A 26117-nucleotide genomic window follows, 5' to 3' on the forward strand; every position below is an offset into this window, starting at 1 on the left:
CTAGGCGGGCGGCTTCACCATGTGGCGCGGCGTGGTGAAGAAGAGCACCGCCACGAAGCCGACCGCCAGCGCGACCGCCGGCAGCAGGGTCGCCTCGGCCATCGCCTGGGAGAACCTCTCGGCGACCTCTGCAGGCAGTTGGGCACCGGCGCCACCCGCGGTCTCCGCGCTCGCGTCGAGGCCGTTGGCCCTGATCCGGGCGTCCATGAGCACGGCGATGGCGGCCGAGCCGACCACCGAGCCGACCGTGCGGGTCGCGTTGTAGACACCTGACCCCGCCCCGGCCTGGTGCGGCGGCAGATTGCGCGTGGCGGCCGCTGCCAGCGGCGCCCACACGAACGCCATCCCGAGCCCGAGCAGGCCCATCGGGACGAGGAGCTCCCAGACCGCCGAGCCCGGCGTCATCGGCCCGGCGAGCCAGAAGATGGCCGCGGCGCAGCAGAAGAAGCCGAAGCTGGTGAGCCAGCGGGGGTGGACCTTGTCGTTGATCCGGCCGACCACCGGCGCGAGCACCAGCGAGACCGCGGCCATCGGCACCATCAGCAGCGACGCCTCGAGTGCGTCGTAGCCACGGACGATCTGGGCGTAGAGCATCAGCGGGAAGCCCATCGTCGTGGCCGCCATCCCCATACAGGTGATCGCGATGTTGGCGACGGAGAAGTTGCGGTCGCCGAAGAGACCCAACGGCAGCAGCGGCTCCTGCTTGTTGCGCGCCTCCCACAGCACGAACAGACCCAGCACGGCGACGCCGCCGATCACCAGCGCCCAGATCAGCCCGTCCCAGCCGCGCTGCTCGCCGTCCTGGAGGCCGAAGACCAGGCCGAACATGCCGATCCCGCTCAGCGCGACGCCGAGCCAGTCGAACACGTGCGGGTGGGTCGGCAGCAGCGGGACCAGCCGCCAGTTGAGGACGAGCGCGACCACGCCGACGGGGATGTTGATGAAGAAGATCCACTCCCAGCCACCGAGGTCGACGAGCACGCCGCCGAGGATCGGGCCGACCAGCGTCGCGATGCCCGCGGTCGCGCCCCACAGCGCCATCGCCGCACCGCGCCGGTCGGCCGGGAAGATCCGGGTGATCACCGCCATCGTCTGCGGCGTCATCATCGACGCACCGACGCCCTGCACCGCACGGGCGATGATCAGCATCGTGATGTCGTCGGCGAGCCCGCACCACAGCGACGCGAGGGTGAAGATCGCCAGGCCGCCGAGATAGAGCCACTTCGGCCCGAACCGGTCGCCGAGACGCCCCATGATCAGCACCGGGACGGCGTAGGTGAGCAGGTAGGCGCTGGTCACCCACAGCACGTCGTTGGTGCTCGCCTCGAGGTCCCTCATGATGTCCGGCGTCGCGACGGTCACGATCGTCATGTCGACGAGGATCATGAAGAAGCCGATGCACAGCGCGGCCAGGCTGCGCCAGGGATGTTCCACGGTGGTGCCGGGCGCCTGCGACGCGGTCGTCTCGGTCATGGACACAGTCAACACCCGACCACCGACGGTTTCGGGGGTCGCGGGCACAATGGTTCGCATGACGCACCAGGACCTGATGGCCGGACCGCCGCCGACCCACCTCCCCGCCGACCCCGCGACCGACGAGCTGGCCGCCGGGACGGAGCCCGCCGAGGTCGTACGCCGCCACCCCGCCTCGCCCGCGGCCTGGGCCGCGCTCGCCACGGCCGCCAAGGAGACCGGCGCCGAGGATGTGACCATCTACGCCTACGCCCGCGTCGGCTACCACCGCTCGCTCGACATGCTCCGCCGCAACGGCTGGAAGGGCCACGGGCCGGTGCCGTGGGAGCACGAGCCCAACCGCGGCTTCCTGACCAGCCTCGCCCTCCTCGCCGAGCAGGCCAAGGCGATCGGCGAGACCGACGAGTGGGAGCGTTGCAGCGAGTTCCTCCGCGACAGCAGCCCGACGGCGTACGACACCCTTCTCGGCTGAATTACCGAATCGCGTCGGACCAGCGATTTCGCCTAGCCTTGCCCTGTGACTGAGCAGCCCTCCAACGCACCCGACGCCCCCGAGGTTCAGCAGAGCCTCAACGAGCAGATGCTGGTCCGGCGCGAGAAGCGCGAGCGCCTGCTGGCCGAGGGCAAGAAGGCGTACGCCATCGAGGTCGGCCGCACGCACACGCTCGCCGAGGTGCGCGAGGCCTACGAGGACAAGCTCGAGGCCGGCGAGGAGACCCAGGACGTGGTCACCGTCGCCGGTCGGGTCATGTTCGTCCGCAACACCGGCAAGCTGGCCTTCGCGACCCTCCAGGAGGGTGTCGGCACCCGGCTCCAGGTGATGCTCTCGCTCGCCGAGGTGGGCGAGGAGGCGCTCGCGGAGTGGAAGAGCCTGGTCGACCTCGGCGACCACGTCGCCGTCACCGGCCGGGTGATCTCCTCGCGGCGCGGCGAGCTCTCCATCATGGCCTCGAGCTGGCAGATGGCGGCCAAAGCGCTGCGTCCGCTGCCGGTGCTCCACAAGGAGCTCTCCGAGGAGTCCCGGGTCCGGCAGCGCTACGCCGACCTGATCGTGCGCCAGGAGGCGCGCGACATGGTGCGTACGCGGGCGAAGATCACCCAGGCGATCCGCCGCTGCCTGGAGGACGACGGCTACCTCGAGGTCGAGACCCCGGTCCTGCAGCTCATCCACGGTGGTGCGCACGCGCGGCCGTTCAACACCCACATGAACGCGTTCGACCAGCCGATGACGCTGCGCATCGCGCTCGAGCTCAACCTCAAGAAGGCCGTCGTCGGCGGCATCGACAAGGTCTACGAGATCGGCCGGATCTTCCGCAACGAGGGCGTCGACTCCACCCACAGCCCCGAGTTCACGATGATCGAGGCCTACCAGGCCTACGGCGACCAGTTCACCATCGCCGAGCAGATCCGCCGGATGTACCTCGCCGCGGCCGACGCCGTCGGCTCGCGTCAGATCGAGACCGAGGCCGGTGTCATCGACCTCGACGGCGAGTGGAAGTGGCTGCCGGTCTACGAGGGCGTCTCCGAGGCCGTCGGCGTCGAGGTCACCCCCGACACCGACGTCGAGACGCTCAAGGCGCTGGCCGACAAGCACGACGTCGAGCTCGACCCGGCCTGGAACGCCGACAAGATCGTCATGGAGCTGTGCGGCGAGCTGGTGGAGCCCCACCTGATCCAGCCGACCTTCCTGTGCGACTTTCCGGCGATCGCCCAGCCGCTGGCGCGGATCAACGACGAGGAGCCGGGCAAGGTCCTCGCCTGGGACCTGATCATCGGCGGTGTCGAGCGCGGCACCGGCTTCACCGAGCTGATCGACCCGGTCGTCCAGCGCGAGGTGCTCACCGCCCAGTCCCTGCTGGCCGCCGGCGGTGACCCCGAGGCGATGCAGCTCGACGAGGACTTCCTGCGGGCGCTGGAGTACGGCGCCCCGCCGATGGGCGGCCTCGGGCTCGGCCTGGACCGGGCGATCATGCTCTTCACCGGCGCCGGGATCCGCGAAACGATCCTCTTCCCGCTGCTCAAGCCGGAGGCCTGACACCTATCTGGCATTACAGTGCCAGGTATGGAGAACGGCCGGTCGGAGACGCTGATGACCGCGCTCGGGTTCGACCCGGCCGCGGCGCAGCTCTACAGTCGCCTCCTCCCGCTCACCGGATGGCCCTGCATGGTGGTGGCGGCGACGCTGTCCACCTCCGAGGGCGAGCTGAAGGAGGAGGCCGCGCCCCTGATCGAGAGCGGAGTCATCAGCTGCGGTGAGACGCTGACCGTGCTGAGTCCTCCCGCGGTGGTCGCCCACATGCTGGAGCGGGCCGCGACCAGGGCCCAGGACGCCCACGACCACCTGCTCAAGATCTCCCAGTCGGTGCCGTACGTCGCCGGCACCGCCGCACGGCTCCCGGCCACGATCGGCGAGGAGCACCCGATCGACGGCGAGGTGATCGCGACCGAGTTCACCCCGGAGACCTTCGAGCGGCTGGTCTCGGCCACCTCGGGCGACATGATGTGGCTGCGCCCGGCGGTGACCGTGCATCCCTCGGAGATGCGGTTCATCTCGGTCATCGAGTCCACGATCAAGTCGGGTCGCCGGTGCCGCGGCATCTACCCGGTGGCGGCCCTGAAACACTCGCCCGACGTGCTGCGGATGCGGGTCGAGATCGGGGAGGAGATCCGGATCCTGCCGCGCGTGGCCACCCATCTGATGGTCGTCGGCAGCACCCACGCGATGTTCCCGGACCCGCTCGGCCCGGTGGAGCAGCCGATGATCAACGTACGCCAGCGGGGCATCGTCGAGGTGGTCACCTGCTACTTCGAGGAGCTGTGGCGCCGGGCCCTCCCGGCGGCCGAGCTCGAGGACCTGCCGAACGCCGAACGCCGTCTGCTGCTCGCCGAGCTGGCCAGCGGAGCCCAGGACGAGCAGATCGCCCGGAGGCTCGGGGTCTCGCTGCGTACGGTCCGGCGGCGGGTCGCCGAACTGCTCGAGGACCTCGGCGCGACCTCACGGTTCGAGGCGGGTGTCGAGGCCGCACGGCGAGCCTGGCTGTGACGTACGGGCCGGTATTTGCTAGCGTGTGGTCGCAAGAGCCCTGGTCTTGCCAGGGTTTTTTGCTTTCTGTAGATGGATCGAGCACACACTAGATATTGGTGCGTTGAGCAGCCGGGCACGCCCGGAGGGACTCCGTCCGGAGCGAAGGAGCAACACATGCCCGCGATCACGATCATCGGCGCCCAGTGGGGCGACGAAGGCAAGGGCAAGGCGACCGACCTTCTCGGTGAGCACGTCGACTACGTCGTGAAGTTCAACGGCGGCAACAACGCCGGCCACACGGTGGTCATCGGCAAGGAGAAGTACGCCCTCCACCTGCTGCCCAGCGGCATCCTGACCGCCGGCGTGACGCCGGTGATCGGCAACGGCGTCGTCGTCGACCTCGCGGTCCTCTTCGAGGAGCTGAGCGGCCTGGAGGAGCGCGGCGTCGACATCTCCAAGCTGAAGCTGTCGGCCAGCGCCCACGTCATCGCCGACTACAACCGCCAGCTCGACAAGGTCACCGAGCGGTTCCTCGGCTCGCGCAAGATCGGCACCACCGGCCGCGGGATCGGGCCGACCTACGCCGACAAGGTCAACCGCATCGGCATCCGCGTCCAGGACCTCTTCGACGAGTCGATCCTGCGCGGCAAGGTCGAGGGTGCGCTGGAGCTGAAGAACCAGCTGCTCTCGAAGGTCTACAACCGGCGCGGCTTCACCGTCGAGGCGGTCGTCGAGGACCTGCTGTCCTACGCCGACCCGATCGCGCCGATGGTCTGCGACACCGGCCTGCTGCTCAACCAGGCGCTCGACAAGGGCGAGACCGTGCTGCTCGAGGGCGGCCAGGCGACGCTGCTCGACGTCGACCACGGCACCTACCCGTTCGTGACCTCCTCCAACGCCACCTCCGGCGGCGCCTGCACCGGGTCCGGCATCCCGCCGACCCGGATCGACCGGGTCGTCGCGATCGTGAAGGCCTACACCACGCGGGTGGGCGAGGGGCCGTTCCCGACCGAGCTCTTCGACTCCTCCGGCGACTACCTGCGCGACAACGGCCATGAGTTCGGCACCACCACCGGCCGCCCGCGCCGCTGCGGCTGGTACGACGCCGTCATCGCCCGCTACGCCGCCCGCGTCAACGGCGTCACCGACTTCGTCCTCACCAAGCTCGACGTGCTCGGCGGTCTCGACGAGATCCCGGTGTGCGTGGCCTACGACGTCGACGGCGTCCGCCACGACGAGATGCCCGTCAACCAGTCCGACTTCCACCACGCCAAGCCCATCTTCGAGATGCTGCCCGGCTGGAAGGAGGACATCTCCGGGGCGCGGTCGTTCAGCGACCTCCCGGCCAACGCCCAGGCGTACGTGAAGTACGTCGAGGAGATCTCCGGCGCTCCGATGTCGGTCATCGGCGTCGGCCCGGCGCGCGACGAGACGGTCATCATCAACTCCCTCACCTGAGGTCGTGAAGCTTGGGAGTGGCCTCGTGGCCACTCCCAAGCTTCACAGGTGCGCGCTCGGACGACGGATGATGACCCGCCCGGCCTTCAGATCGACCCCGTGAGGCGGGTCGTCACCGTCGGGCGAAGGGATCACGTGACCGACGTTGTCCTGCTCCTTGAGCTCGCGCGCGGCGCGCGCGTTGCCGGGGTCGAAGACGTCGATGAAGCTGCCGAGGCCGTCGCCGAGGCCGGAGGAGACGCCGCGCCGCGAGGAGCGCAGGGCTTTGTTGCAGGCCGCGATCATCAGGCCGAGCACGACAACGACGGCGACGCCGAACACGACCCAGGTCATGTCCGGCAGGCTACGCCGATGCTCAAAGCAGCGAGGCACCCTCGACGACGCCGAGCGGCTCGGCCGCGATGTCGGAGCGTCGCTGGAGACCGTCGAAGGTGATCAGGTCGGCGGCGGCGTACGCCCGCGAGCGCGCGTCGTCGATGTCGTAGCCCTTCGCACGCACCGCCAGCACACGGCCGCCGGCGGTGACCAGGTGGCGGTGGTCGGGCTCCTCCGGCGTGGAGGCGTCGACGATCGCGGTGCCGGCGTGGATCACGTCCACGTCGTTGATCGAGTTGGCGTTGCCGACGCCGGTGATGACGTCGCCCTTCGAGGAGGACTCCGGGTAGCCGGCCGAGGCCAGCACGACGGTTACCGAGGCACCGTCGGAGAAGGCCGGCGCCTCGACGGTGTCCAGCGCGCCGGTGGCAGCCGCGAGCAACAGGTCGCCGAGCGAGGACTCCAGGAGCGCGAGCACGGGCTGCGAGTCGGGGTCGCCGAAGCGGCAGTTGAACTCGATCACCTTCGGGCCCTTGGCGGTCAGCGAGAGCCCGACGTAGAGGCACCCGACGAACGGGGCGCCACGCTTCTCCATCTCGGCCAGCGTCGGCTCCACGACGGTCGCCAGCACCACGTCGGCCAGGTCGGGCTGCGCCCACGGCAGCGGCGAGTAGGCACCCATGCCGCCGGTGTTGCCGCCCTTGCCGCCGTCGAAGATCCGCTTGAAGTCCTGAGCCGGCTGCAGCGCGTAGGCCCGGGTGCCGTCGCAGATCGCGAACAGCGAGACCTCGGGGCCGTCGAGGAACTCCTCGATGACGACCCGCTCGCAGGCGGCGGCGTGAGCCAGCGCCTCCGCGCGGTCGCGGGTCACGACGACGCCCTTGCCCGCGGCGAGCGCGTCGTCCTTAACAACGTATGGAGCGCCGAACTCGTCGAGCGCGGCGGCCGCCTCCTCGGGCGTGGTCGCCACGCGCGAGCCCGCGGTCGGGACGCCGGCCGCGGACATCACGTCCTTGGAGAACGCCTTCGACCCCTCGAGCTGCGCGGCGGCCTGCGACGGCCCGAAGACCGCGATCCCGGCCTCGCGGACCGCGTCGGCGACGCCGGCCACCAGCGGGGCCTCGGGGCCGACGACGACCAGGTCGACGCTCAGCTCGACGGCCAGGGCCGCGATCGCGGGACCGGACATGATGTCCACGTCCCGGAGCGTGGCGAACTCCGCGATCCCGGGGTTGCCGGGTGCGGCGTACACCTCGTTCCCCTCCTGGGAGAGCTTCAGAGCGAGCGCGTGCTCACGACCACCGGTGCCAACGACAAGGATCCTCACGGGCCCACCTTATGCTGCGACGAGGTGGTGAACCCGAGCGTGGTCCCTGGTCACTCTCGGCTTCGCAGCCAGCGGTCAGTCCTCCGGCGGTGGGGTGACCGCCTCGTCGGGGCGGTGCTGGATGACGTCCTCGTAGTAGGACTCGGCCGCGTTGATGAGCTTGACCCACTCGCCGGCGAACTGGGAGAGCACCCAACGGTGCTCGAGGATCTCGTGGAACATCTGCGCCGGGGTGAGCTTGGCGGCGGCGCCGGGCGGGCGCATGGCGACGATGGGCTCGTAGATCTCGCGCAACCAGCGATTGGCCGCGACCTCGATCGGCAGGTCGCCGAGCTCGCGAGTGGCGCGGTAGGCGGAGATGTCGTTCAGGATCCGCCGGGCCTGGGCGTCCTGGACGTCGAGTCCGGTCAGCGTACGCAGCTCGCGGCGGTGGTGGCCCAGCTCGACCACCCGCGGCCGCAACGCCACCGTGTCGCCGTCCTCGCTGGTGGTGATGTCGAGCTCCTCGACGTCGAAGCCGAGGTCGTGGAGGCGCTCGATGCGCTGCTCGATGTGCCACATCTCCGCGGCGGAGAAGACCTGCTCCTCGGTGAGCTCGCGCCACAGCGCGTCGTAGCGGCTCTGCAGCCGCTCGACGATCGCGTCGATCGGGAAGGCCTCCGGCAGCGACTCGCTCGCCTGCAGGTCGAGCAGCTCCCCGTAGATGTTCTGGTAGGCGACGTCGAGGTCGTACTCCCGGAGCCGGTCGGAGAGCTCGGCCTTCAGCTCCCCGGTCTCGGCGTCGACCAGGTAGGCGGCGAACCCGTTCGCGTCGCGGACGAAGAGGACGTTCGACAAGGAGACGTCGCCCCAGTAGAAGCCGGCCAGGTGGAGTCGTACGAGCAGGACGACGAGGGCGTCGATCAGGCTGGGGAGTCGGTCGGCTGCCAGACCCCGCTCGAACAGCGCGCGGTAGGGGAGCGAGTAGGTGAGGTGGTCGGTCATCAGCGCGGCGTTCAGATCGTTGCCGTCGCGGTCCTTGCGGCCGGTCACGACGCTCTTCGCGACCACCGTCGGCAGGCCGAGGCGCTGCAGCTCGCGGAGCATGTTGTACTCGCGGCGGGCGATGTCGGCCTGGGTCTCCTTGACGGCGTAGACGTTGCCGCGCACGCGCACGATCCGGACGACATGGCGGCTCAGGCCGCGCGCCAACGGCACCACGACGTCGTCGGGCCACTCCTCCAGAGGGAGCGACCAGGGCAGGGTGTAGAGGGCCGGATCGGGCCGGCTGGCGAGCATCCGCAGGGCCATACCGCCACGTTAGTGGGGTGGGGCACCGGACATGGGAGAATGTCCACCGTGACTGTGGTGCCCAACGTCCTTGCCAACCGCTATGCCGCTGCCGACCTCGCCGGGATCTGGAGTCCCGAGCACAAGATCGTCCTCGAGCGCCAGCTCTGGATCGCGGTGCTCAAGGCCCAGAAGGATCTCGGCATCGACGTCCCCGACGGGGTCGTGGAGGCGTACGAGAAGGTCGTGGACGACGTCGCCCTCGACTCGATCGCGGCCCGTGAGCGGGTGACCCGCCACGACGTGAAGGCGCGGATCGAGGAGTTCGCCGCGCTGGCCGGCCACGAGCACATCCACAAGGGCATGACCTCGCGGGACCTGACCGAGAACGTCGAGCAGCTCCAGGTGCTCTCCTCGCTGAAGGTGATCCGCGACCGTGCCGTCGCGACGCTGGCGCGCCTCGCCCGGCTCGCGACCGAGCACGAGACCACCGTCATGGCCGGCCGTTCGCACAACGTGGCGGCTCAGGCGACCACCCTCGGCAAGCGGTTCGCGACCGTCGCCGACGAGATGCTCGTCGGGCTCCAGCGGGTCGAGGAGCTCATCGCCCGCTACCCGCTGCGCGGGATCAAGGGCCCGATGGGCACCGCTCAGGACATGCTCGACCTGCTCGACGGTGACGCGAGCAAGCTCGCCGCCCTCGAGGAGCGGGTCGCGGCCCACCTCGGCTTCGAGAACGTCTTCACCAGTGTCGGCCAGGTCTACCCGCGCTCGCTCGACTTCGACGCGGTCTCGGCGCTGGTCCAGCTGGTCTCCGGCCCCTCCAACCTGTCGACCACGATCCGGCTGATGGCCGGCAACGAGCTGGTCACCGAGGGCTTCAAGGAGGGCCAGGTCGGCTCCAGTGCGATGCCCCACAAGATGAACTCGCGCTCCACCGAGCGGGTCAACGGCCTCTCGGTCGTGCTGCGCGGCTACCTCTCGATGATCTCCGAGCTGGCCGGCGACCAGTGGAACGAGGGTGACGTCTCCGACTCGGTCGTGCGTCGCGTCGCGCTCCCGGACGCGTTCTTCGCCGCCGACGGCCTCTTCCAGACCTTCCTGACCGTGCTCGACGAGTTCGGGGCCTTCCCCGCGGTGATCCAGCGCGAGCTCGACCGCTACCTGCCGTTCCTGGCCACCACCAAGGTCCTGATGGCCGCCGTCCGCAACGGCGTCGGTCGCGAGGAGGCCCACGAGGCGATCAAGGAGGCCGCCGTCGGCACCGCGCTCTCGATGCGCAAGGGCCAGGCCGAGAACGACGTCTTCGCCAAGCTCGGCGCCGACTCCCGCCTCGGCCTGACCGAGGACCAGATCCAGTCGCTCGTCGCCGAGCCGATCGAGTTCACCGGAGCCGCCGTCGCGCAGGTCCAGGAGGTCGTACGCCGCGTGGAGGCCGTCACCGCCGCGCACCCCGAGGCCGCCGCCTACGTGCCGGGCGAGATCCTCTGAGCTCGTTCGCCGGCCCCGTCATCACCGTCGCGGCAGTCGTCTTCCGGGACGACAAAGGCCGGATGCTGACCGTCCGCAAGAACGGCACCGCGAGCTTCATGCTGCCCGGCGGGAAGCTGGAGCCGGGGGAGTCGGCCGTCGAAGCCGCCGTGCGCGAGGTCGCGGAGGAGCTCGGCGTACGTCTCCGGGTCGAGGAGCTCACGCTGCTCGGTGAGTTCGAGGCGGATGCGGCCAACGAGCCGGGCCACCTGGTGCGCTCGACGGTCTTCACCTGGGCCGGCGCGGTGACGCCGGACGCGGCCGCCGAGATCGCGGAGCTGCGCTGGGCGACGCTCGCCGAGATCACCGACGGAGCGGACTTCGCCCCGCTGACCCGGGAGTACGTCGTCCCGGCCCTCCAGCCCGCCTGAACCCCGACGGCGGGCAACCGCGCGGTGGCAGACTGTCGACATGTCCGGGTACTTCGCCGCCGACTCGATGGTCGTGCGTGCGATGCGTCAGCGGGTGGTCGGCCTCACCTGGGGACAGCGGGCGCTGATCATCGGCGGTCTGCACCCGCGGCTCTTCGTCGGCACCGCCCAGCACACGGCTCATCGGGCGACGCCGTACACCCGGCTCGCGCTGACCGCCCGGCTGATGGAGACGGTCTTCCTCGGGACGAAGGACCAGGCCGACAGGGCGCTCGCGTTCACGGCGAAGAGACACGTGCCCGTCGACGGGACGATGGAGGTCGACGGAGGCCCCGCCCACCCCGCCGGATCGCACTACTCGGCCACCGACCCCGGGCTGATGTGGTGGACGGCGGCGTTCGCGCTCGACTCGGTCGAGTTCATGTACGACGCTCTGGTCCGCCCCCTCCGTCCGCACGAGCGCGAGGAGCTCTTCGACGGCTTCGTGACCTGGGCCGTTCTCTTCGGCATGCCGCCCGAAGCCGCGCCGGCGTCCTATCCCGACTTCCGGCGCCGCTTCGACGCCTGGCTCTCCTCGGACGACCCCTACCTCGTCGACGAGGCCCGCCTGGTCGGGCGCCACATCGCCGGGAGCGCCGGCTACCACCTCCCCGGTGGAGCTCCGACCTCCGAGACGCTCCGGACCGTCGTCCAGGGCAGCCTCCCGCCGGTCGTCCGGGAGCACTACGGCATCCCGTGGTCGGCCGCGGCCGAGACGAGATGGTGGGCCGTACGCACCGCCAGCCGCCTCGCCCACGGCCGCCTCTCGCTCCTCGGGCCCACGCCGTTGCTGCGGGGGAGGAGCGAGCACTTCTACAAGGTCGTGCAGCGCGGTGAGCAGTCCTTGGTGCGCCGGGGCGGGGTCAGCATCCCCGGCGTCTCCGACGTCACGCCGGCTTGACGTCCAGCACGACCTCGAACTCCAGCAGGTCGGCGCCGGTCGAGACCGGCTTGCGCGGTGCCTCGCCCGGCGGGGTCGCGTGGGCGGCTCGGGCGTCCCCGTCGCGCCAGGCCGCGAAGGACTCCTCGGAGTCCCAGTGGGTGACGACGAAGTAGCGGTCGTCGCCGGCCACCGGGCGCAGCAGCTGGAAGCCGAGGAAGCCCGGCGACTTCTCGACGGCGCCCGCGCGGGCCGCGAACCGCTTCTCGAGCTCGGCGCCCGCACCCTCCGGCACCTGGATTGCATTGATCTTCACCACAGACATGCCGCAAACCTATGCGAGGGCTGGGGACGCGGCGTACGTGCCTGCGACGATGGACGGCATGTCCGAGCCGGTAACCGTGACCATCGCCCGTCGAGTCTCCGTGGAGCGCCGCGACGAGATGGTCGCCTGGATGCAGGCGGGGATCCGGCTGGCCAGCGAGTTCCCCGGCTTCCTCGGCGCGGGCTGGGTGCGGCCGTCTCCGGACTCCGACCAGTGGCATCTGCTCTATCGGTTCGACTCCCACGAGACCCTGGGGCGCTGGGACAACAGCCGCCAGCGCGGCTGGTGGCTGGGCGCGGGCGAGCCGTTCGTGGAGGAGACCCGGATCGAGCGGCGCACCGGGATCGAGGGCTGGTTCGACCCGCCCAGCACCTACGACGTCGAGCAGGTCTCCGGTGTCGCGTCGCCTCCGCCGCGGTGGAAGCAGACGATCACGATCTTCCTGATGTTCTACCCGGTCAGCCTGCTCGCCAACTGGCTGATCGGACCACTCGTGGCCGAGTGGACGCTGCCGCTGAAGGTGCTCGGCGTGATGGTCGTGACGCTGCCGTTCATGACCTACTTCGGGCTGCCATGGATCACCCGCAACATGGAGTGGTTCCTGCACGGGCGCCCGGCGCCCTGGCGCCGCTAGGCCTTCGGCTTGCTGTCCTCCGCGGAGAGGACGGCGTCGAGGAGCCCCGGGAACCGCGCGTCGAGGTCCTCACGACGCAGCGAGAGGCGCCGCGCGCGGCCGTTGGCCTCGTTGCGGACGACCCCGGCCGTACGCAGCACCTTCATCAGGTGCGACTTGGTCGACTTCGGCACGTCCGGGTTGCTCAGGTGACATTCGGCCATGTCGAGGGGGCCGTCGACCAGCTGACGGGCGATCGCCAGGCGCTCTGGGTCGCTGAGCGCGAAGAGCACGGTCGTCAGGGAGAGCTCCGACCGCTCGGGATGCGGAAGGTCCGGGGAAGAACTCATGGTTCGATAATAGTTGCACAGTCGTCGGAAGGCACGTACTCTCCTAAAAGGTTCGAAAAAATTCGAACGATGGATGGAGTGGTGATGTCGGCAGAGGTAATGAGCGCGACGACGACGGACGTCGTCGCAGGGCGGCGGCTCGGCGCCGGGATGGCCCTCGGGGCCGTGGTGCTGATGATGGCCGGGGCCAGCGCGCCCTCGCCCTTCTATCCCGACCTCCAGGTCGGGCTCGGCCTGCAGCCCTGGGTGATGACGGCGGTCTTCGCCGTCTACGCCGTGGCGCTGCTGGGCACGCTGCTCGTGTTCGGCTCGGTCTCCGACCATGTCGGCCGGCGGCCCGTGGTGACGGTCGGGTTCCTCCTGCTGGCGGGCAGCTTCGCGCTCTTCCGGGGAGCCGATACGGCGGCCTTCCTCTTCGAGGCGCGGATCCTGCAGGGGGTCGCGAGCGGCCTGCTGCTCTCGACGCTGTCGGCCACGGTGGCCGACTTCGAACGACCGTCGCGACCCGGTTCGGCCGCGGTGGTCAACGCCGTCGCGCCGATGGTCGGGCTGGCGCTCGGCGCCGTCGTCGCCGGCGTGGTCCTCCAGGTGAGCGGTGACGCGCGGCTCCTCGTCTTCGACGCCCTCGTCGTCCTGTCCCTCGTCCTGGCGGCAGCTGTCTGGCTCGCGCCCGAGACCGCGCCCCGCCACGAGGGTCTGCTCGCCTCGCTGCGGCCGCGGGTCGCCGTGCCGCCGGGGATCAGGGGCCTGCTCGCCCGCAGCGCCCCGGCGATCTTCGCCGGCTGGGCCACCGGTGGGCTCTTCCTCTCCCTCGGGGCCGCGATCGTACGCAGCGAGCTGGGCGCCACCAGCCACATCCTCCAGGGGCTGGCGATCGGAGCCCTCGCCGGAGCGGGGGCGGTGGCGGCGTACGTCTTCCGCAACCGGTCGGCCCGCGCGACCACGCTCTACGGCACGGCCGCGCTGGCCGGCGGCACCGTGCTCAGCCTGCTCGCCCTGCTGACCGGCTCGACGGCGGCGTACCTCGTCGCCGTGGTCGTCGCCGGCACCGGCTTCGGCACCGCCTTCTTCGGCATCCTGCGCACGATCATGCCGCTCCTGCCCGCCCACGAGCGGGCCGAGGTCTTCGCGGTGATCTTCATCGTGTCCTACCTGGCCTTCGGCATCCCTGCCGTCGTCGCCGGGCTGCTGACGCCGGAGATCGGGCTCGCCACCACCACCTACGGCTACGGCGCCGTCGTCGTGGTGCTCTCCTCCGTGGCCGGGCTGCTGCGCTGGCGCAGCAACGACTGACCGTCCCGGCGGCCGGTCAGCGCCGTCAGGGGTGGGCGATCGCCCCGCTGCCCTTCCGCTCCTGGTACGTCGCTGAGAGCTCGTCGTAGGTCCGGCTGATCCGGGCGAGCTGCTCGGGATCGGCGAGCGGGGCGAGGGCGGTGCTGGTGAAGTAGTCGTTGGTGCGGTTGTAGAGGTCGCGTCCCGGGTCGACCTCGTCGCGGTCGGGGTCGGGGACGGCGTAGACGCCCTTCAGGATCGCCAGGTCGTAGGGGATCGCGAAGGAGTCGGCCGAGTCCTGGTGGCTGAAGAGATAGGCGAACTCGGGGATCCCGGACCAGGCCACGCCCGAGAGGCACAGCGAGCACGGCTCGTGGGTCGCCAGCAGCAGGGAGTCGCCCGGCGCCGGCCGGTCATCGGCCGGCAGCTCGAAGAAGCGCTTGATGGCATGGATCTCCCCGTGCCACAGCGGGTTCTCGGTCTCGTTGTTGGTCTCGGCGACCACCACCGACAGGTCCGTCCGCCGCAGGATCGCGGCACCGAAGATCTTGTTGCCCTCGGCCACACCGGCACGGGTCAGCGGGACGATCTCCTGCTCGATGACGTCCAGCAGGCGGCGTACGTCTGCCTCGTCGAACCGGACCTCCGGCGACATCAGATCAGGGCCTCGCCGCCGTGGGTGGCGAGCTTGCGGGCGACCTCGGCGAGGTCGGCGCGCCAGATCTCGGCGGGGCCGGGCGGGAGGATGTCGTCCCAGTCGGGCGAGAAGCTGCCGCGTACGGAGAGCAGGTCCTGCGGACGGGCCAGGAACCACATGTGCAGGTGCTCGGCGCCGTCCCCGATGCGCATCGCATGGCAGCGGGCGATGTTGGGCAGGCTCTCGATGATCCGGACGAGCCGCACGGTGAGGACGCCGAACTCGGCCGCCTGGTGCTCGTCGAGATCGGGCAGGTCGTAGTGCTCGAGCGGCTCGAGGATCAGCACCAGCGGGAGGCCGGACTGCTTCAGGTGCTTCACCCGCCAGCTCTCGTCCTGCCAGATCACGCCGGGCAGATCGGTGCCGCACAGGTTGCAGTCGACGCCGTCCTCGCCCGAGCGCGGCTCCTCGGGAGCCGGGGGAGCGAGCGGCTTCGGGGCGATCTCGCCGTCGCGGACGACCCACGGGAAGACGTCCCACTCGGTGACGCTCGGGGCGGGCAGGTCGCCGCCGGCCTGGACGCGGGCGTAGATCTGATCTGCTGTCTCGGCCATGGCTCGAAACCATGCCATATCCGGCGCCACCACGCGGCGTGGTTTCTTAGTCGAGTGAGTGACTTGACTAAGATGCCTCCATGACCACCGGTTTGCTTCCGTCCCTCCCGTCCTACGACGGTGCCGAGCTCGTCATCCCGGCGCCGGGCGAGGGCCCGGGCAACTGGGCCGGCGCCGCGAGCGCCGTCCTGGTCGACGGCGTCTTCTGGCTGACCTGGCGCAACCGGCGCCCGCTCTCCGACGGTCGTGGCGTGACGGTCAGCGTCGCCCGGTCGACCGACGGGGTGCGGTTCGAGACGGTGACCGAGGTCCACCGCGACCAGTTCGGCTGCGAGTCGCTGGAGCGGCCGGTGCTGGTCGCGCTGCCCGAGGGCGGCTGGCGGCTCTACCTCTCCTGCGCCACCTGGGACTCCAAGCACTGGTGGGTCGACAGCCTCACCGCCGACACCGTCGAGGGTCTCCCCGGCGGCGACCGCCGGGTCGTCCACCCCGGCAGCGACACGGTCGCGGTCAAGGACCCCGTGATCGCGATCGACCCGGTGACCCAGACCTGGCAGATGTGGCTGTGCTGCCACCCGCTCACCGAGCCGGGCCACGAGGATCGGATGACGACCCGCTACCTGACGAGCACCGACGGCCTGGAGTGGCACGACGACGGCGAGGTCCTCGCCGGCCGTCCGGGCCGGTGGGACGCCCGCGGTGCGCGGGTGACCACGGTCGTCTCGCACGACCCGCTCGTCGTCCTCTACGACGGCCGTGCCGACGCCGCGTCCAACTGGTACGAGACCACCGGCATCGCCCGCTGGGACGGCACCCGTCTGGTCGCCGACCCCGAGACGGCCCCCATCGCCAGCCCGCACTCCGACGGCGCGTTCCGCTACGCCAGCGCCGTGCCGCTGCCCGACGGCCGGATCCGCTACTACGTGGAGGCCGCCCGCGAGGACGGCGCCCACGACCTGATCACGCTGGTTCGCTGAGCGGCCGAGCCCGCTCCTGGAACGACCCGCGGCTCGCGGTGGAGAGCCAGTCGGAGAAGTCCTGGCCGCTCACCTTGGTGAGCAGCTCGATGTCCTCGGCGAAGGCGGGCAGGAGCTGCTCGCGCTGCTCCGGCGTCAGCCGGGGACGGTGGTGGTCGCCCGGTCCGGCGAGCTGACGCAGCAGCGGCGGGTAGGTCCTGCGCCAGACCTCCGGCGGCGCGAACTGGGCGAGCCAGGCACCGCCCCTGACCACCGGACCGAGCACCTTCGGGCGCCAGCCGGGTTCGACGTACGTCCTGCTGTTGTCCCTCGGGATGTGGTCGACGTGACCCTGCTCGATGCCGAGGAAGCGGCAGGCGCGGTCGACGGTCGCGGCCGGCTCGTCGACGATGTCGCGATAGCGCACGACCAGGACCCGGTCCTCGCCGACCAGGTCGTAGAGGTGGTCGAGCTGCCGGCCGTAGAGCCCGAGCTCGCGGTAGCGCCAGAACGGCGCCCAGCCGTCGTGGGCCCGCTTGTCCTGGAGCCGGAACGCCGTGGGGAAGTCGGCGACGGGCTCCAGGCCGTCGCACCACAGGTGCATCCAGTTGGAGTAGGCGCGGTCGATCGGGTCCCGCACGACCGCGATCAGCTTCACCCCCGGAAGCTCCCTCGCGATCCGTCGCTGCGCGCTGGTGGACCAGAGGTAGAACGGCGTGCTCTCGCCCCGCACCGCGTGCTCGGGGGCGGCGGCGAAGAGGCGGTCGTAGTCCTGCCGCCGCCAGACCCACTCCTGCTGGGAGTGCTTGTCGCCCGGGCCGCGCCAGTGCGGCGGGGGAGCGTCGTCGCAGAGCCAGTACTTCGGCTCCTTCGGCGTCGTCGCGAACACCTGCGGGTGCGTCGCGAGCGCCGAGTGCAGCGCCGTGGTCCCGGCCTTCGGCGCCCCGATGATCAAGAAGTCTGGCTGTGGTCGTCGTTCCATGGGCGGCCCTCCCGCTTAAATTGCTCGAAACAGTCTACTTAAGCGAGAAACGGTTCTGGAAGTCCATCTCTTAGGCTGATCCCGTGGCTGAACTCAACATCCCTCCGGCGCCGGCGATCCCGGGCGCGAAGCACCTCCACTCCGGAAAGGTGCGCGACCTCTACGAGCTGGAGGAGGGTCCGTACGCGGGCCAGCTCCTGATGGTCGCCAGCGACCGCATCTCGGCCTTCGACCACGTCTTCGACACGGTCATCCCTGACAAGGGCGAGATCCTCACCAAGCTGTCGCTGTGGTGGTTCGAGCAGTTCGAGGACCTGGTGCCGACCCATGTCCTCTCGACCGACGTGCCCGCGGCCGTCGAAGGCCGGGCGGTGGTCGCTCAAAAGCTCCACATGCTGCCGGTCGAGTGCGTCGCGCGTGGCTACCTGACCGGCTCGGGTCTGCGTGAGTACGAGGTCACCGGAGAGGTCTGCGGCATCCGTCTCCCCGCGGGCCTGGTCGACGGCTCCCGGCTGACCCCGCCGATCTTCACCCCGGCGACGAAGGCCGAGCTCGGCGACCACGACGAGAACGTCACCTACGAGTACATCTCCCGGCTGATCGGCGAGGACGACGCCGCCGCGGTGCGCCGGCTGACCCTGGCCGTCTACCAGCGCGCCGACGAGATCGCCCGCGGCTGCGGCCTGATCCTGGCGGACACCAAGTTCGAGTTCGGCGTACGCCAGGACGACCTCGGCATCCGCACCATCGTGCTCGCCGACGAGGTGCTCACCCCGGACTCCTCCCGCTACTGGGACGCGAGCCAGTGGCACCCCGGCAGCGCGATCCCCAGCTTCGACAAGGACGTCATCCGGCGCTGGCTGCTCTCGCCAGAGTCCGGCTGGGACCGGGCCGCCGGTGGTCCGCCGCCCGAGCTGCCCGAGGAGATCGTCGCGCGCACGCGGGCGAAGTACGTCGAGGCGTACGAGAAGCTCACCGGCCACCGCTTCTGACGAACGCCAGGCAAAGTTTCAGGGACACGTGTCGCACTAAAGTTGAGACCATGTTCCCTGAGAACCTACGCACGGGTAGGTTGTGACGCGTAACACGCACACCACTGGAGGCCATGTGTCCACGTACAACCTCGCTTCGCTGCTCGAAGACTCCGCGGCGAACTACCCCGAGCGCACCGCGATCGTGCTGGGTGACATCCGTCTGAACTACGCCCAGGTCAACGGAGCCGCCAACCAGGTCGCGAACCTGCTGGCGAGCAAGGGCATCGGCGCGGGCGACCGGGTCGCCCTGATGAGCCCGAACCTGCCCTACTTCACGATGGTCTACTTCGGCATCCTCAAGGCCGGGGCCACGGTCGTGCCGCTCAACGTGCTGCTCAAGGGGCGCGAGGTGGCCTACCACCTCCAGGACTCCGACGCGAAGGCCCTCTTCGCCTTCGAGGGCACGCCGGAGCTGGCCATCGGCGCCGAGGCGCACGCGGGCGCGCAGGAGGCCGGTGTCGAGAACTTCTTCCTGATCACCGCCGACCCGACGGCCGCCTCGCCGATCGAGGGCGTCACCACCCTCGGCCAGGGCATCGGCACCCACCCGCCGACCTTCGACACCGTGGCCACCGACGAGGACGACACCGCGGTCATCCTCTACACCTCCGGCACCACCGGGCAGCCCAAGGGCGCCGAGCTGCGTCACCGCAACATGCGCGACAACGCCCTGGCCGGCACCGAGCTCTTCGGTGCCTCCGCCGACCGGCCCGACACCTACCTGGCCGTGCTGCCGCTCTTCCACGCCTTCGGCCAGACGGTCGTGCAGAACGGCGCGATCGCCTTCGGTGGCACCGTCGTGTTGCTGCCCCGCTTCGACGCGGCGGCCGCACTGGCGACGATGCTCAAGGAGAGCGTGAGCTTCTTCGCCGGTGTCCCGACGATGTACTGGGGCCTCCTCGGCGCCCTGTCGGAGGACACCGACGTGGCCACCCTCGCCAAGAACCTGCGCGTCGCCGCCGCCGGTGGCTCGGCCCTCCCGGTCGAGATCCACAAGGAGTTCGAGAAGCGCTTCGGCGTGACCATTCTCGAGGGCTACGGCCTCTCCGAGACCTCCCCGGTGGCCTCGTTCTCGCTCTACGGCCAGCCGGTGCGCCCGGGCTCGATCGGTGTGCCGATCCCCGGCGTCGAGATGCGCCTGATCGACCCGGCGTCGTGGGACGACATCGAGTGGACCCCCGACGCGATCGGCGAGATCGCGATCAAGGGTCACAACATCTTCAAGGGCTACTTCAACCGCCCCGAGGCGACCGCCGAGGTGCTCACCGAGGACGGTTGGTTCCGCTCCGGCGACCTCGCCAAGCGCGACGAGGACGGGTGGTACTACATCGTCGACCGTGCCAAGGAGCTCATCATCCGCGGTGGCTTCAACGTCTACCCGCGCGAGATCGAAGAGGTCCTGCTCACCCACCCGGCGGTCTCGCTGGCCGCCGTCATCGGCGTCCCGCACGACTCCCACGGTGAGGAGATCAAGGCCGTCCTCGTCCTCAAGCCCGGTGCCTCCGCGACCCCCGAGGAGATCGTGGCCTGGTCGAAGGAGCAGATGGCGGCCTACAAGTACCCGCGCATCGTCGAGATCGTCGACGCCCTGCCGATGACCGCCACCGGCAAGATCCTCAAGCGCGAGCTCAAGTAGCACAGCTCGTACGCCGGCAGCAGCCGTAGCTCGAAGGTCGCAGTCACTCGGTGGCTGCGACCTTCGGCATGTATCACCGATGAGCCTCGGGGACACCGTCAGCTGGCTCGACTGCACGCTGAGGCCCACGGGCAAGGACATAGACGAACAGGATGGCCATCACTGCGGCTCCGGCCCACATCGCGTTCTGCCACCCCGCGACGAATGACTCCTGTGCGGCACGGACCACGGCTGGGGCTTGGTCGCCGGCGCCACCGGCGGCGGCGATGGCGTTCGCGACGCCCTCGCGGGCGGTGTCCGCGACGTCGTTCGGAATCCCGTCGAGGTGATCGTCGATCGCGCCCTTGTAGCCGGCGGACAGGACGGCTCCGAGGAGGGCGATGCCCAGCGCGGTGCCGAGCTCGCGAGTCACGTCGTTGAGGGCGGACGCGACGCCTTGACGTTCGCGGGGCAGTGATCCGGTGATCGCCTCGGTGGACGGCGTCATGGACAGGCCCATGCCGAGGCCCATGGCGAGCATGCCGGGCAGGACCGCGAGGTAGCCACCTTCGACGGAGACCAGGCTGGCCATGAGGGCGAGCCCGGTGCCGACAAGGAGGATGCCGGTAGCCATGGTGGCCCGTGCTCCGATGCGGGCGGCGACCTGCGGGGCGAGGCCGGAGGCGAGCATCATCAGCAACGCCATCGGCATCATCGCCAACGTGGCGAGCAGTGCTGACCACCCGAGCACTGCCTGGAGGAACGGGAACAGCACCACGAAGATCCCGGCCTGCACGCCGAAAACCACCAGCAGCGCGACCGACCCGCTGGCCAGACTCCGCTCGCCGAAGAGCCGGACGTCGAGCAGGGGTGCCATCTGGCGCAGTTCCCAGGCGACGAATGCGACGGCGGCGATGATGCCACCGATGAGGCCGATCATGGTCGCAGGTTCGGTCCAGCCGTGCACCGGACCCTCGTGGAGGGCGAAGATCAGCCCGAGTACGGCGAGGGCGGAGGTGGCCGACCCCACGGTGTCGAACGCGTGCTCGGTGCGCTCGCGCGAGTTGGGCACCGACCGCACGATCATCGCGACCGCAACCAGAACAAGCGCGACCGGCAGGGCGAAGAGCCAGCGCCAGGTGGCGACGTCGACGAGCAGCGTGGAGAGGTACATGCCGAGGATTCCGCCACCGCCGGCGACGCCGGTCCACACGCCGATTCCCTTGGCGCGCTCCTCCTCGGGGAAGGTCGAGGTGATCACTGCGAGCGTGACCGGCATGATCATGGCTGCGCCCACCCCGGAGAGGAATCGTGAGGCGAGCATCATCTCCGAGGAGGTGGCCAACCCGGCTGCCAGGTTTGCGGTACCGAAGACCAGGAGACCGACGAGCAACACCGGTTTGCGGCCGACCCGGTCCCCGAGGGCACCCAGCGGCAGCAGCAGCGCGGCGAGGCTGATCGTGTAGAGGTTGATGAACCACAGCACGGTGCTCTGCGAGGCGTCGAACTCGACGGCCAGATCGGGCTGTGCCACGTTGAGGCCCGTCACCGAGGCGATGACTGCCATCAGCGCGATGCAGACCGCGATCAGGATCGCGCGGCGCTGCCGCGCGTCATGAATGGTCGGGTCACCTTCCGCGACTGGGTCGCCTGGACTGGTGCTGACGATCGGTGGATTGGTGCTCAATGGACTTCCTTTCAGATCCTGCTTGTCGCTGGATTCGATGGTCGGGAGTCCGGTGCGGATTAGCAAACGTTGTTGCCGAATGGCAATCTGGGAGCATGGACGACTCGACCGATCGCACTCTCGACGCGGTGGGGCCGCGATTGAAGCAGCTGCGCCAACGTCGCGACATCACCCTCAGCCACTTGGCTGAAGAGACCGGAATCTCGACCAGCACGCTGTCCCGGCTCGAGGCTGGCCTGCGCCGACCCACCCTGGAACAGCTGCTCCCTCTGGCGCGGGCCTATGGCGTCACCCTCGACGACCTTGTCGATGCACCACCAACCGGCAACCCGCGCATCAACCTGCGACCCATCCCCTGCGCGGACGGCTCCATGATCCTGCCTCTGACCCGGAGACCGGGAGGCATTCAGGCCTACAAGTTCGTCCTTCCCACCGGTCGCGACGATGCCCACCCGGACCTGCGTACCCACGAGGGATACGACTGGGTGTACGTCCTCAACGGCAGGCTCCGGCTTGTCCTGGGCGAGCACGACCTGATCCTCGAGCCCGGCGAGGCAGCGGAGTTCGACACCCGCACGCCGCACTGGTTCGCAGCCACCAGTTCGGGGCCGGTGGAGTACCTCAGCTTGATCGGCAAACAAGGAGAACGCGCTCACGTCCGGGCCGCGCCCAAAGCTCGTCAAGGCGCGGCGGGCGTCGACAATCAGCCGGCCCGCGACGCCTAGCTCGTCCGGAAGGCGAGCATCGGCCGGGAGGTGGCGCCGACGGCGGCCAGGGCGAGCAGGCAGGTGAGGCCACCGCTGACCAGGGCGAACGGGCCCGAGGTGAGCTGGGCGACGGCGCCGCCGCGGAGGTTGCCGACCTCCGGCCCGCCGGCCCCGACGATCATCTCGATCGCGGCGGTCCGGCCGCGCAGGTCGTCGGGCACCGCGAGCTGGATCAGGGTGCCGCGGGTGACCACGCTGACCGAGTCGGCCGCGCCCGCGACGGCGAGCAGGGCGAGGCACAGCCACGGTGAGGTGACCAGTCCGACGGCGCCGAGGCTGAGGCCCCACACGGCGGCGGCGCCGATGGTGATCACGCCCGGCCGGCTGCGCCGTGTGAACGAGCCGGAGACGAGGGACGCCGCGACCCCGCCGACCGCGATCGCGGTCAGGAACAGCCCGAGCGTACGTGGGTCGCCGCCGAACCGGGCCTCGTTGACCAGCGGGAACAGGCTCACCGGCATGGCCAGGACGGTGGCCGCCAGGTCGACGAGCAGCACGCCGCGTACGACCGGCTGGGTCGCCGCGAAGCGCAGTCCTTCGATGACTCCGCCACCACTCGTCCTGGCGGGGGGAGCGAGGGCCGGGAGGCCGAGGACCCCGAGGAAGCCGGCGGCGAAGGAGGCGGCGTCGACGGCGTACGCGATCTCGAGACCCGCGTAGCCGATGATCAGGCCGCCCAGTGCCGGGCCCAGGAGCATCGATCCCTGGAAGCTCAGCCGGTTGAGGGCGAGACCGGCGGCGACCTGATCGGCCGGGAGCAGACGCGGGATCACGCCCATGCCCGCGGGGGCGGCGACCGCGCCGGTGGCGGCGATCAGCGCGACCAGCGCGAGGACGGGCCCGAGCGATGCGGGGGAGGTGCCGAGCCAGCTGGCCTGGGCGACCAGGAGCAGGCCCAGCATCAGCTGGACGACGGTCGTGACCATCAGGATCGAACGCCGGTCGGCACGGTCCGCGACGGAGCCGCCCCAGAGCCCGACGGTCAGCATCGGGACCAGCTGGACGAGGGCGACGATGCCGGACCAGAACGGGCTGTGGGTCGACTCCCAGACCTGGTACATGACCGCGACGACCGAGATCTGACCACCGAGCCCCGAGACCGCCCGCCCGATGAAGAAACGGCGGAAAGCGGGTGACGTACGCAACGGCGTGATGTCGATCAGCAGATGGCGCACGAGGACCGACGGTAAAGCCCGTGATGGCCGGAGGCCAACGGTTTAGGTGAGCGGCGTATGGCCCACCTAGACTGCAGCCATGCCTCGCGTTGTCGTCGACGTCATGCCCAAGCCCGAGATTCTCGACCCGCAGGGGAAGGCCGTACTCGGCGCCCTGCCGCGGCTCGGGTTCACCGGGGTCACCGAGGTCCGTCAGGGCAAGCGGTTCGAGCTGGAGATCCCCGAGGTCACCGACGAGGCTCTCGCCCAGATCGAGAAGCTGGCCGAGACCTTCCTCGCCAACACGGTGATCGAGAACTACGTCGTCCGCGTGGAAGAGCCGGCCAAGTGAAGATCGGCGTCATCACCTTCCCGGGCACGCTCGACGACGTCGACGCGCAGCGCGCCGTCCGCATCGGTGGCAACGAGGCTGTCGCGCTCTGGCACGGCGACCACGACCTCCAGGGCGTCGACGCGGTGATCCTGCCGGGCGGCTTCTCCTACGGTGACTACCTGCGCTGCGGTGCCATCTCCCGCTTCGCCCCGATCATGACCGAGGTCATCGAGGGTGCCCAGAAGGGCCTCCCGGTCCTCGGCATCTGCAACGGCTTCCAGATGCTGGTGGAGTCCCACCTGCTCCCCGGCGTCCTGCTGCGCAACGACCACCTCAAGTTCATCTGCCGCGACCAGAAGCTGCGCATCGAGAACACCTCGACCGCCTGGACCTCCGCGTTCACCCAGGACCAGGAGATCGTGGTCCCGCTGAAGAACGGCGAGGGGCAGTACGTCGCCGACGCCGACACCGTCAAGCGGCTCGAGGACGAGGGCCGCGTCGTCGCGCGCTACCTCGACGTCAACCCCAACGGCTCGGTCAACGACATCGCCGGCATCACCAACGAGGCCGGCAACGTCGTCGGCCTGATGCCCCACCCCGAGCACGCGGTCGAGACCCTCACCGGCTCCGGCGTCGACGGGCTCGGTTTCTTCACCTCGCTGGTCGAGAAGACCTTCGCCTGACCTCTCGCCTCAGCGACCCCGAGACAGGTCGTACCAGGTGATGTCGGTCGCCATGCCGTTGGTCGTGCGCCCGAGGCGCCGCTGGTAGGCGACCAGGCCGACGTGGGTGCTCCAGTCGAGGACGCCCGTGACCTTGACCCGCTCCTCGGTGCGGGTGGTCGAGTTGAGCGCGCGCTGGAGGTCGCGGACCTGGTCCCCGGCGGAGCCGCGCTTGAGGATCGGATGCCGGTTGGCGGCCCACAGCGTCTTCCAGGCACCTCGGGTCCACAGGTCGCGAACGGCGAGGCCGTGGCTGCGCTGCCAGTCGTGAACCGCGGCGCGCAGCGCCGAGCCGTAGTAGCCGCTCATCACGCCGTCGAAGGTGCCGCGGGTGCCGAGCATGCACTTGAGCGCCTTCACGTACGCCGCGGGCGGGGTGTAGGTCGACGTCGCCGGCGCGAGGTCGGGGTAGTAGTCGAAGTCGACGCGTACGCCGCCGCACCGGACCACGGGCGGGGCGTAGGAGCCGCGGCCGACGTCGAGATAGTCGGAGTCGATGTTGATCGTGACGCCGCCGTGGGTCTCGTCGTGGCCACCGCGATACTGCTTGACCCGGTCGTGGTCGCTCCACACGGTGTCGGGGATGTAGGTCGTCGAGGTGTTCGCCTTGCCGTCCCAGTCGGCGATCCACAGGTCCGAGGGGAAGGTGAACCCGCTCGGCTGGGCGCGCCAGACGTCATAGATCGCCTTGATCCCCGACGCCGCGCTGGAGTACATCGCCGAGCGGTAGCCCAGCACCTTGATCCGGTAGCTCCACGCCGAGATGAACCACATCGCCGACTCGCGACAGGTCCGGTTGGCGATGTCGAAGGCCTCGAGGTCGTAGAACATGGTGCTGCCGGCAGCGATCCCGTACGCCTGGGCCGCGGCCACGGCCGCGTTGGCCTCGGCGATCGCCTGACGCCTCGCCGCCGCGTAGCCGTCGGCCGGGTCGGGGTTGATCTTCGGGTCGTCGCCGTAGCGGGGATAGCGCGGGTTGCACGAGGCCTGCGGGCCGAGCGTGATCGGCAGCAGCCGCCAGCCGCGGGCCTGCTGGGTGCGCACCCAGGTCGCCGAGAGGTACGTCTGGACCCGGCAGGCGCGTGACCTGCCGGCGATGTAGATGCCCACGCCGGTGAAGTTCGAGTGCTTCCACCACTGGTCCATCGCGGTCTGCGACGGGGCCTGGCACTGGTCGAACCCGAAGCCGGTGAAGTTGCCCGGGGTGACCGGGTTCGCGGCCGTCGCGGGACCGGCAGAAGCCAGTCCCGCGACGACCATCATGCCTGCGATGACGCCGGCGCCGAGTGCGCGCCGGGCGCGCCTGATACTGATACCCCCCATGGTTCACGGGATAGCACCAGGCGGCACCCTGCGCCATAGCCCGGG

27 protein-coding genes are annotated in these 26117 nt (G+C 70.1%); 15 read left to right on the forward strand and 12 right to left on the reverse strand.

Translation table 11 applies throughout. The features are described 5' to 3' along the window. Positions 1-1473, reverse strand: a complete 1473-nt coding sequence (locus tag HD557_RS01895) for a DHA2 family efflux MFS transporter permease subunit (protein ID WP_196872640.1) — start codon at positions 1471-1473, stop codon at positions 1-3. 58 nt (positions 1474-1531) lie between these two features. Here HD557_RS01895 and HD557_RS01900 point away from each other — a divergent pair, with 58 nt between their 5' ends. From HD557_RS01900 to HD557_RS01915, 4 genes are all read left to right on the forward strand, one after another. Then, entirely contained in the window at positions 1532-1945 is a 414-nt protein-coding gene (locus tag HD557_RS01900; protein ID WP_196872641.1) for a DUF3151 domain-containing protein, read from the forward strand. Positions 1946-2053: 108 nt separating this feature from the next. Continuing rightward, positions 2054-3508 carry a lysine--tRNA ligase gene (gene lysS, locus HD557_RS01905; RefSeq protein ID WP_196876271.1) on the forward strand — a complete coding sequence of 485 codons (1455 nt, stop codon included), beginning with the start codon at positions 2054-2056 and terminating at the stop codon, positions 3506-3508. 27 nt (positions 3509-3535) lie between these two features. After that, positions 3536-4516, forward strand: coding sequence for a helix-turn-helix transcriptional regulator (locus tag HD557_RS01910; RefSeq protein WP_196872642.1), 981 nt, complete (start codon positions 3536-3538; stop codon positions 4514-4516). Positions 4517-4672: 156 nt separating this feature from the next. Continuing rightward, positions 4673-5956: an adenylosuccinate synthase gene (locus HD557_RS01915; RefSeq protein WP_196872643.1), complete on the forward strand. Its 1284-nt coding sequence runs from the start codon at positions 4673-4675 to the stop codon at positions 5954-5956. A 42-nt stretch (positions 5957-5998) separates the two neighbouring features. On the opposite strand, the gene HD557_RS01920 is transcribed toward HD557_RS01915, so the two are convergent. From HD557_RS01920 to HD557_RS01930, 3 genes are all read right to left on the reverse strand, one after another. Beyond that, positions 5999-6289 carry a hypothetical protein gene (locus tag HD557_RS01920; protein ID WP_196872644.1) on the reverse strand — a complete coding sequence of 97 codons (291 nt, stop codon included), beginning with the start codon at positions 6287-6289 and terminating at the stop codon, positions 5999-6001. A gap of 22 nt (positions 6290-6311) precedes the next feature. Further along, a complete protein-coding gene (gene purD, locus HD557_RS01925) occupies positions 6312-7598 on the reverse strand; it encodes a phosphoribosylamine--glycine ligase (protein WP_196872645.1) in 1287 nt (428 codons plus the stop codon). 75 nt (positions 7599-7673) lie between these two features. Continuing rightward, on the reverse strand, positions 7674-8888 hold the full coding sequence (locus HD557_RS01930) for a DUF4032 domain-containing protein (protein ID WP_196872646.1): 1215 nt from the start codon (positions 8886-8888) through the stop codon (positions 7674-7676). A gap of 54 nt (positions 8889-8942) precedes the next feature. Between HD557_RS01930 and purB the strand changes: the two genes are divergently transcribed. The 3 genes from purB to HD557_RS01945 are packed head-to-tail and all read left to right on the forward strand — an operon-like array spanning position 8943 to position 11708. Next, complete coding sequence (gene purB, locus HD557_RS01935; protein ID WP_307785731.1) at positions 8943-10358, forward strand: adenylosuccinate lyase; 1416 nt, start codon at positions 8943-8945, stop codon at positions 10356-10358. Between the two features lie 20 nt (positions 10359-10378). After that, the gene (locus tag HD557_RS01940; RefSeq protein WP_307785732.1) at positions 10379-10768 is read left to right on the forward strand and encodes an NUDIX hydrolase; all 390 of its coding nucleotides are present in this window, start codon (positions 10379-10381) and stop codon (positions 10766-10768) included. Between the two features lie 40 nt (positions 10769-10808). Continuing rightward, positions 10809-11708, forward strand: coding sequence for an oxygenase MpaB family protein (locus tag HD557_RS01945; RefSeq protein WP_196872649.1), 900 nt, complete (start codon positions 10809-10811; stop codon positions 11706-11708). Here HD557_RS01945 and HD557_RS01950 read toward each other — a convergent pair. Continuing rightward, the gene (locus tag HD557_RS01950; protein ID WP_165111380.1) at positions 11695-12012 is read right to left on the reverse strand and encodes an antibiotic biosynthesis monooxygenase family protein; all 318 of its coding nucleotides are present in this window, start codon (positions 12010-12012) and stop codon (positions 11695-11697) included. The genes HD557_RS01945 and HD557_RS01950 overlap by 14 nt on opposite strands. A gap of 58 nt (positions 12013-12070) precedes the next feature. Here HD557_RS01950 and HD557_RS01955 point away from each other — a divergent pair, with 58 nt between their 5' ends. Then, positions 12071-12646 carry an antibiotic biosynthesis monooxygenase gene (locus HD557_RS01955; RefSeq protein WP_196872650.1) on the forward strand — a complete coding sequence of 192 codons (576 nt, stop codon included), beginning with the start codon at positions 12071-12073 and terminating at the stop codon, positions 12644-12646. On the opposite strand, the gene HD557_RS01960 is transcribed toward HD557_RS01955, so the two are convergent. After that, positions 12643-12975, reverse strand: a complete 333-nt coding sequence (locus HD557_RS01960) for an ArsR/SmtB family transcription factor (protein WP_008360492.1) — start codon at positions 12973-12975, stop codon at positions 12643-12645. The genes HD557_RS01955 and HD557_RS01960 overlap by 4 nt on opposite strands. A gap of 84 nt (positions 12976-13059) precedes the next feature. Here HD557_RS01960 and HD557_RS01965 point away from each other — a divergent pair, with 84 nt between their 5' ends. After that, on the forward strand, positions 13060-14268 hold the full coding sequence (locus HD557_RS01965; RefSeq protein ID WP_231380142.1) for an MFS transporter: 1209 nt from the start codon (positions 13060-13062) through the stop codon (positions 14266-14268). 25 nt (positions 14269-14293) lie between these two features. Here the strand turns inward: HD557_RS01965 and HD557_RS01970 are convergent, their stop codons facing one another. Both HD557_RS01970 and HD557_RS01975 read right to left on the reverse strand, forming a co-directional pair. Beyond that, a complete protein-coding gene (locus HD557_RS01970) occupies positions 14294-14902 on the reverse strand; it encodes a nucleoside deaminase (protein ID WP_196872651.1) in 609 nt (202 codons plus the stop codon). After that, positions 14902-15498, reverse strand: coding sequence for a hypothetical protein (locus tag HD557_RS01975; protein ID WP_196872652.1), 597 nt, complete (start codon positions 15496-15498; stop codon positions 14902-14904). The genes HD557_RS01970 and HD557_RS01975 overlap by 1 nt, the downstream gene beginning before the upstream one ends. 80 nt (positions 15499-15578) lie before the next feature. On the opposite strand from HD557_RS01975, the gene HD557_RS01980 reads away from it, so the two are divergent. After that, positions 15579-16475 carry a hypothetical protein gene (locus HD557_RS01980; RefSeq protein WP_196872653.1) on the forward strand — a complete coding sequence of 299 codons (897 nt, stop codon included), beginning with the start codon at positions 15579-15581 and terminating at the stop codon, positions 16473-16475. Here HD557_RS01980 and HD557_RS01985 read toward each other — a convergent pair. Continuing rightward, positions 16459-17436: a sulfotransferase family protein gene (locus HD557_RS01985; protein WP_231380143.1), complete on the reverse strand. Its 978-nt coding sequence runs from the start codon at positions 17434-17436 to the stop codon at positions 16459-16461. The genes HD557_RS01980 and HD557_RS01985 overlap by 17 nt on opposite strands. 83 nt (positions 17437-17519) lie before the next feature. Between HD557_RS01985 and HD557_RS01990 the strand changes: the two genes are divergently transcribed. Both HD557_RS01990 and HD557_RS01995 read left to right on the forward strand, forming a co-directional pair. Then, entirely contained in the window at positions 17520-18428 is a 909-nt protein-coding gene (locus tag HD557_RS01990; protein WP_008360505.1) for a phosphoribosylaminoimidazolesuccinocarboxamide synthase, read from the forward strand. A 115-nt stretch (positions 18429-18543) separates the two neighbouring features. Next, entirely contained in the window at positions 18544-20106 is a 1563-nt protein-coding gene (locus HD557_RS01995) for a long-chain-fatty-acid--CoA ligase (protein WP_008360507.1), read from the forward strand. A 73-nt stretch (positions 20107-20179) separates the two neighbouring features. On the opposite strand, the gene HD557_RS02000 is transcribed toward HD557_RS01995, so the two are convergent. Continuing rightward, positions 20180-21772 (reverse strand): MFS transporter, encoded by a 1593-nt coding sequence (locus HD557_RS02000; protein ID WP_196872654.1) that lies wholly within the window; start codon positions 21770-21772, stop codon positions 20180-20182. A gap of 95 nt (positions 21773-21867) precedes the next feature. Here HD557_RS02000 and HD557_RS02005 point away from each other — a divergent pair, with 95 nt between their 5' ends. After that, positions 21868-22497, forward strand: a complete 630-nt coding sequence (locus HD557_RS02005) for a helix-turn-helix domain-containing protein (protein ID WP_008360510.1) — start codon at positions 21868-21870, stop codon at positions 22495-22497. Here the strand turns inward: HD557_RS02005 and HD557_RS02010 are convergent. Then, positions 22494-23714, reverse strand: coding sequence for an MFS transporter (locus HD557_RS02010; RefSeq protein WP_196872655.1), 1221 nt, complete (start codon positions 23712-23714; stop codon positions 22494-22496). The genes HD557_RS02005 and HD557_RS02010 overlap by 4 nt on opposite strands. 79 nt (positions 23715-23793) lie before the next feature. Here HD557_RS02010 and purS point away from each other — a divergent pair, with 79 nt between their 5' ends. Both purS and purQ read left to right on the forward strand, forming a co-directional pair. Further along, positions 23794-24045, forward strand: coding sequence for a phosphoribosylformylglycinamidine synthase subunit PurS (purS, locus tag HD557_RS02015; protein ID WP_196872656.1), 252 nt, complete (start codon positions 23794-23796; stop codon positions 24043-24045). Beyond that, entirely contained in the window at positions 24042-24710 is a 669-nt protein-coding gene (gene purQ / locus HD557_RS02020) for a phosphoribosylformylglycinamidine synthase subunit PurQ (protein WP_196872657.1), read from the forward strand. Before purS ends, purQ begins: the two co-directional genes overlap by 4 nt. Before the next feature lie 9 nt (positions 24711-24719). On the opposite strand, the gene HD557_RS02025 is transcribed toward purQ, so the two are convergent. After that, a complete protein-coding gene (locus HD557_RS02025) occupies positions 24720-26072 on the reverse strand; it encodes a glycoside hydrolase domain-containing protein (RefSeq protein WP_196872658.1) in 1353 nt (450 codons plus the stop codon). Positions 26073-26117 lie beyond the last annotated feature (45 nt).

Source organism: Nocardioides luteus, assembly GCF_015752315.1.
GTDB lineage: Bacteria > Actinomycetota > Actinomycetes > Propionibacteriales > Nocardioidaceae > Nocardioides.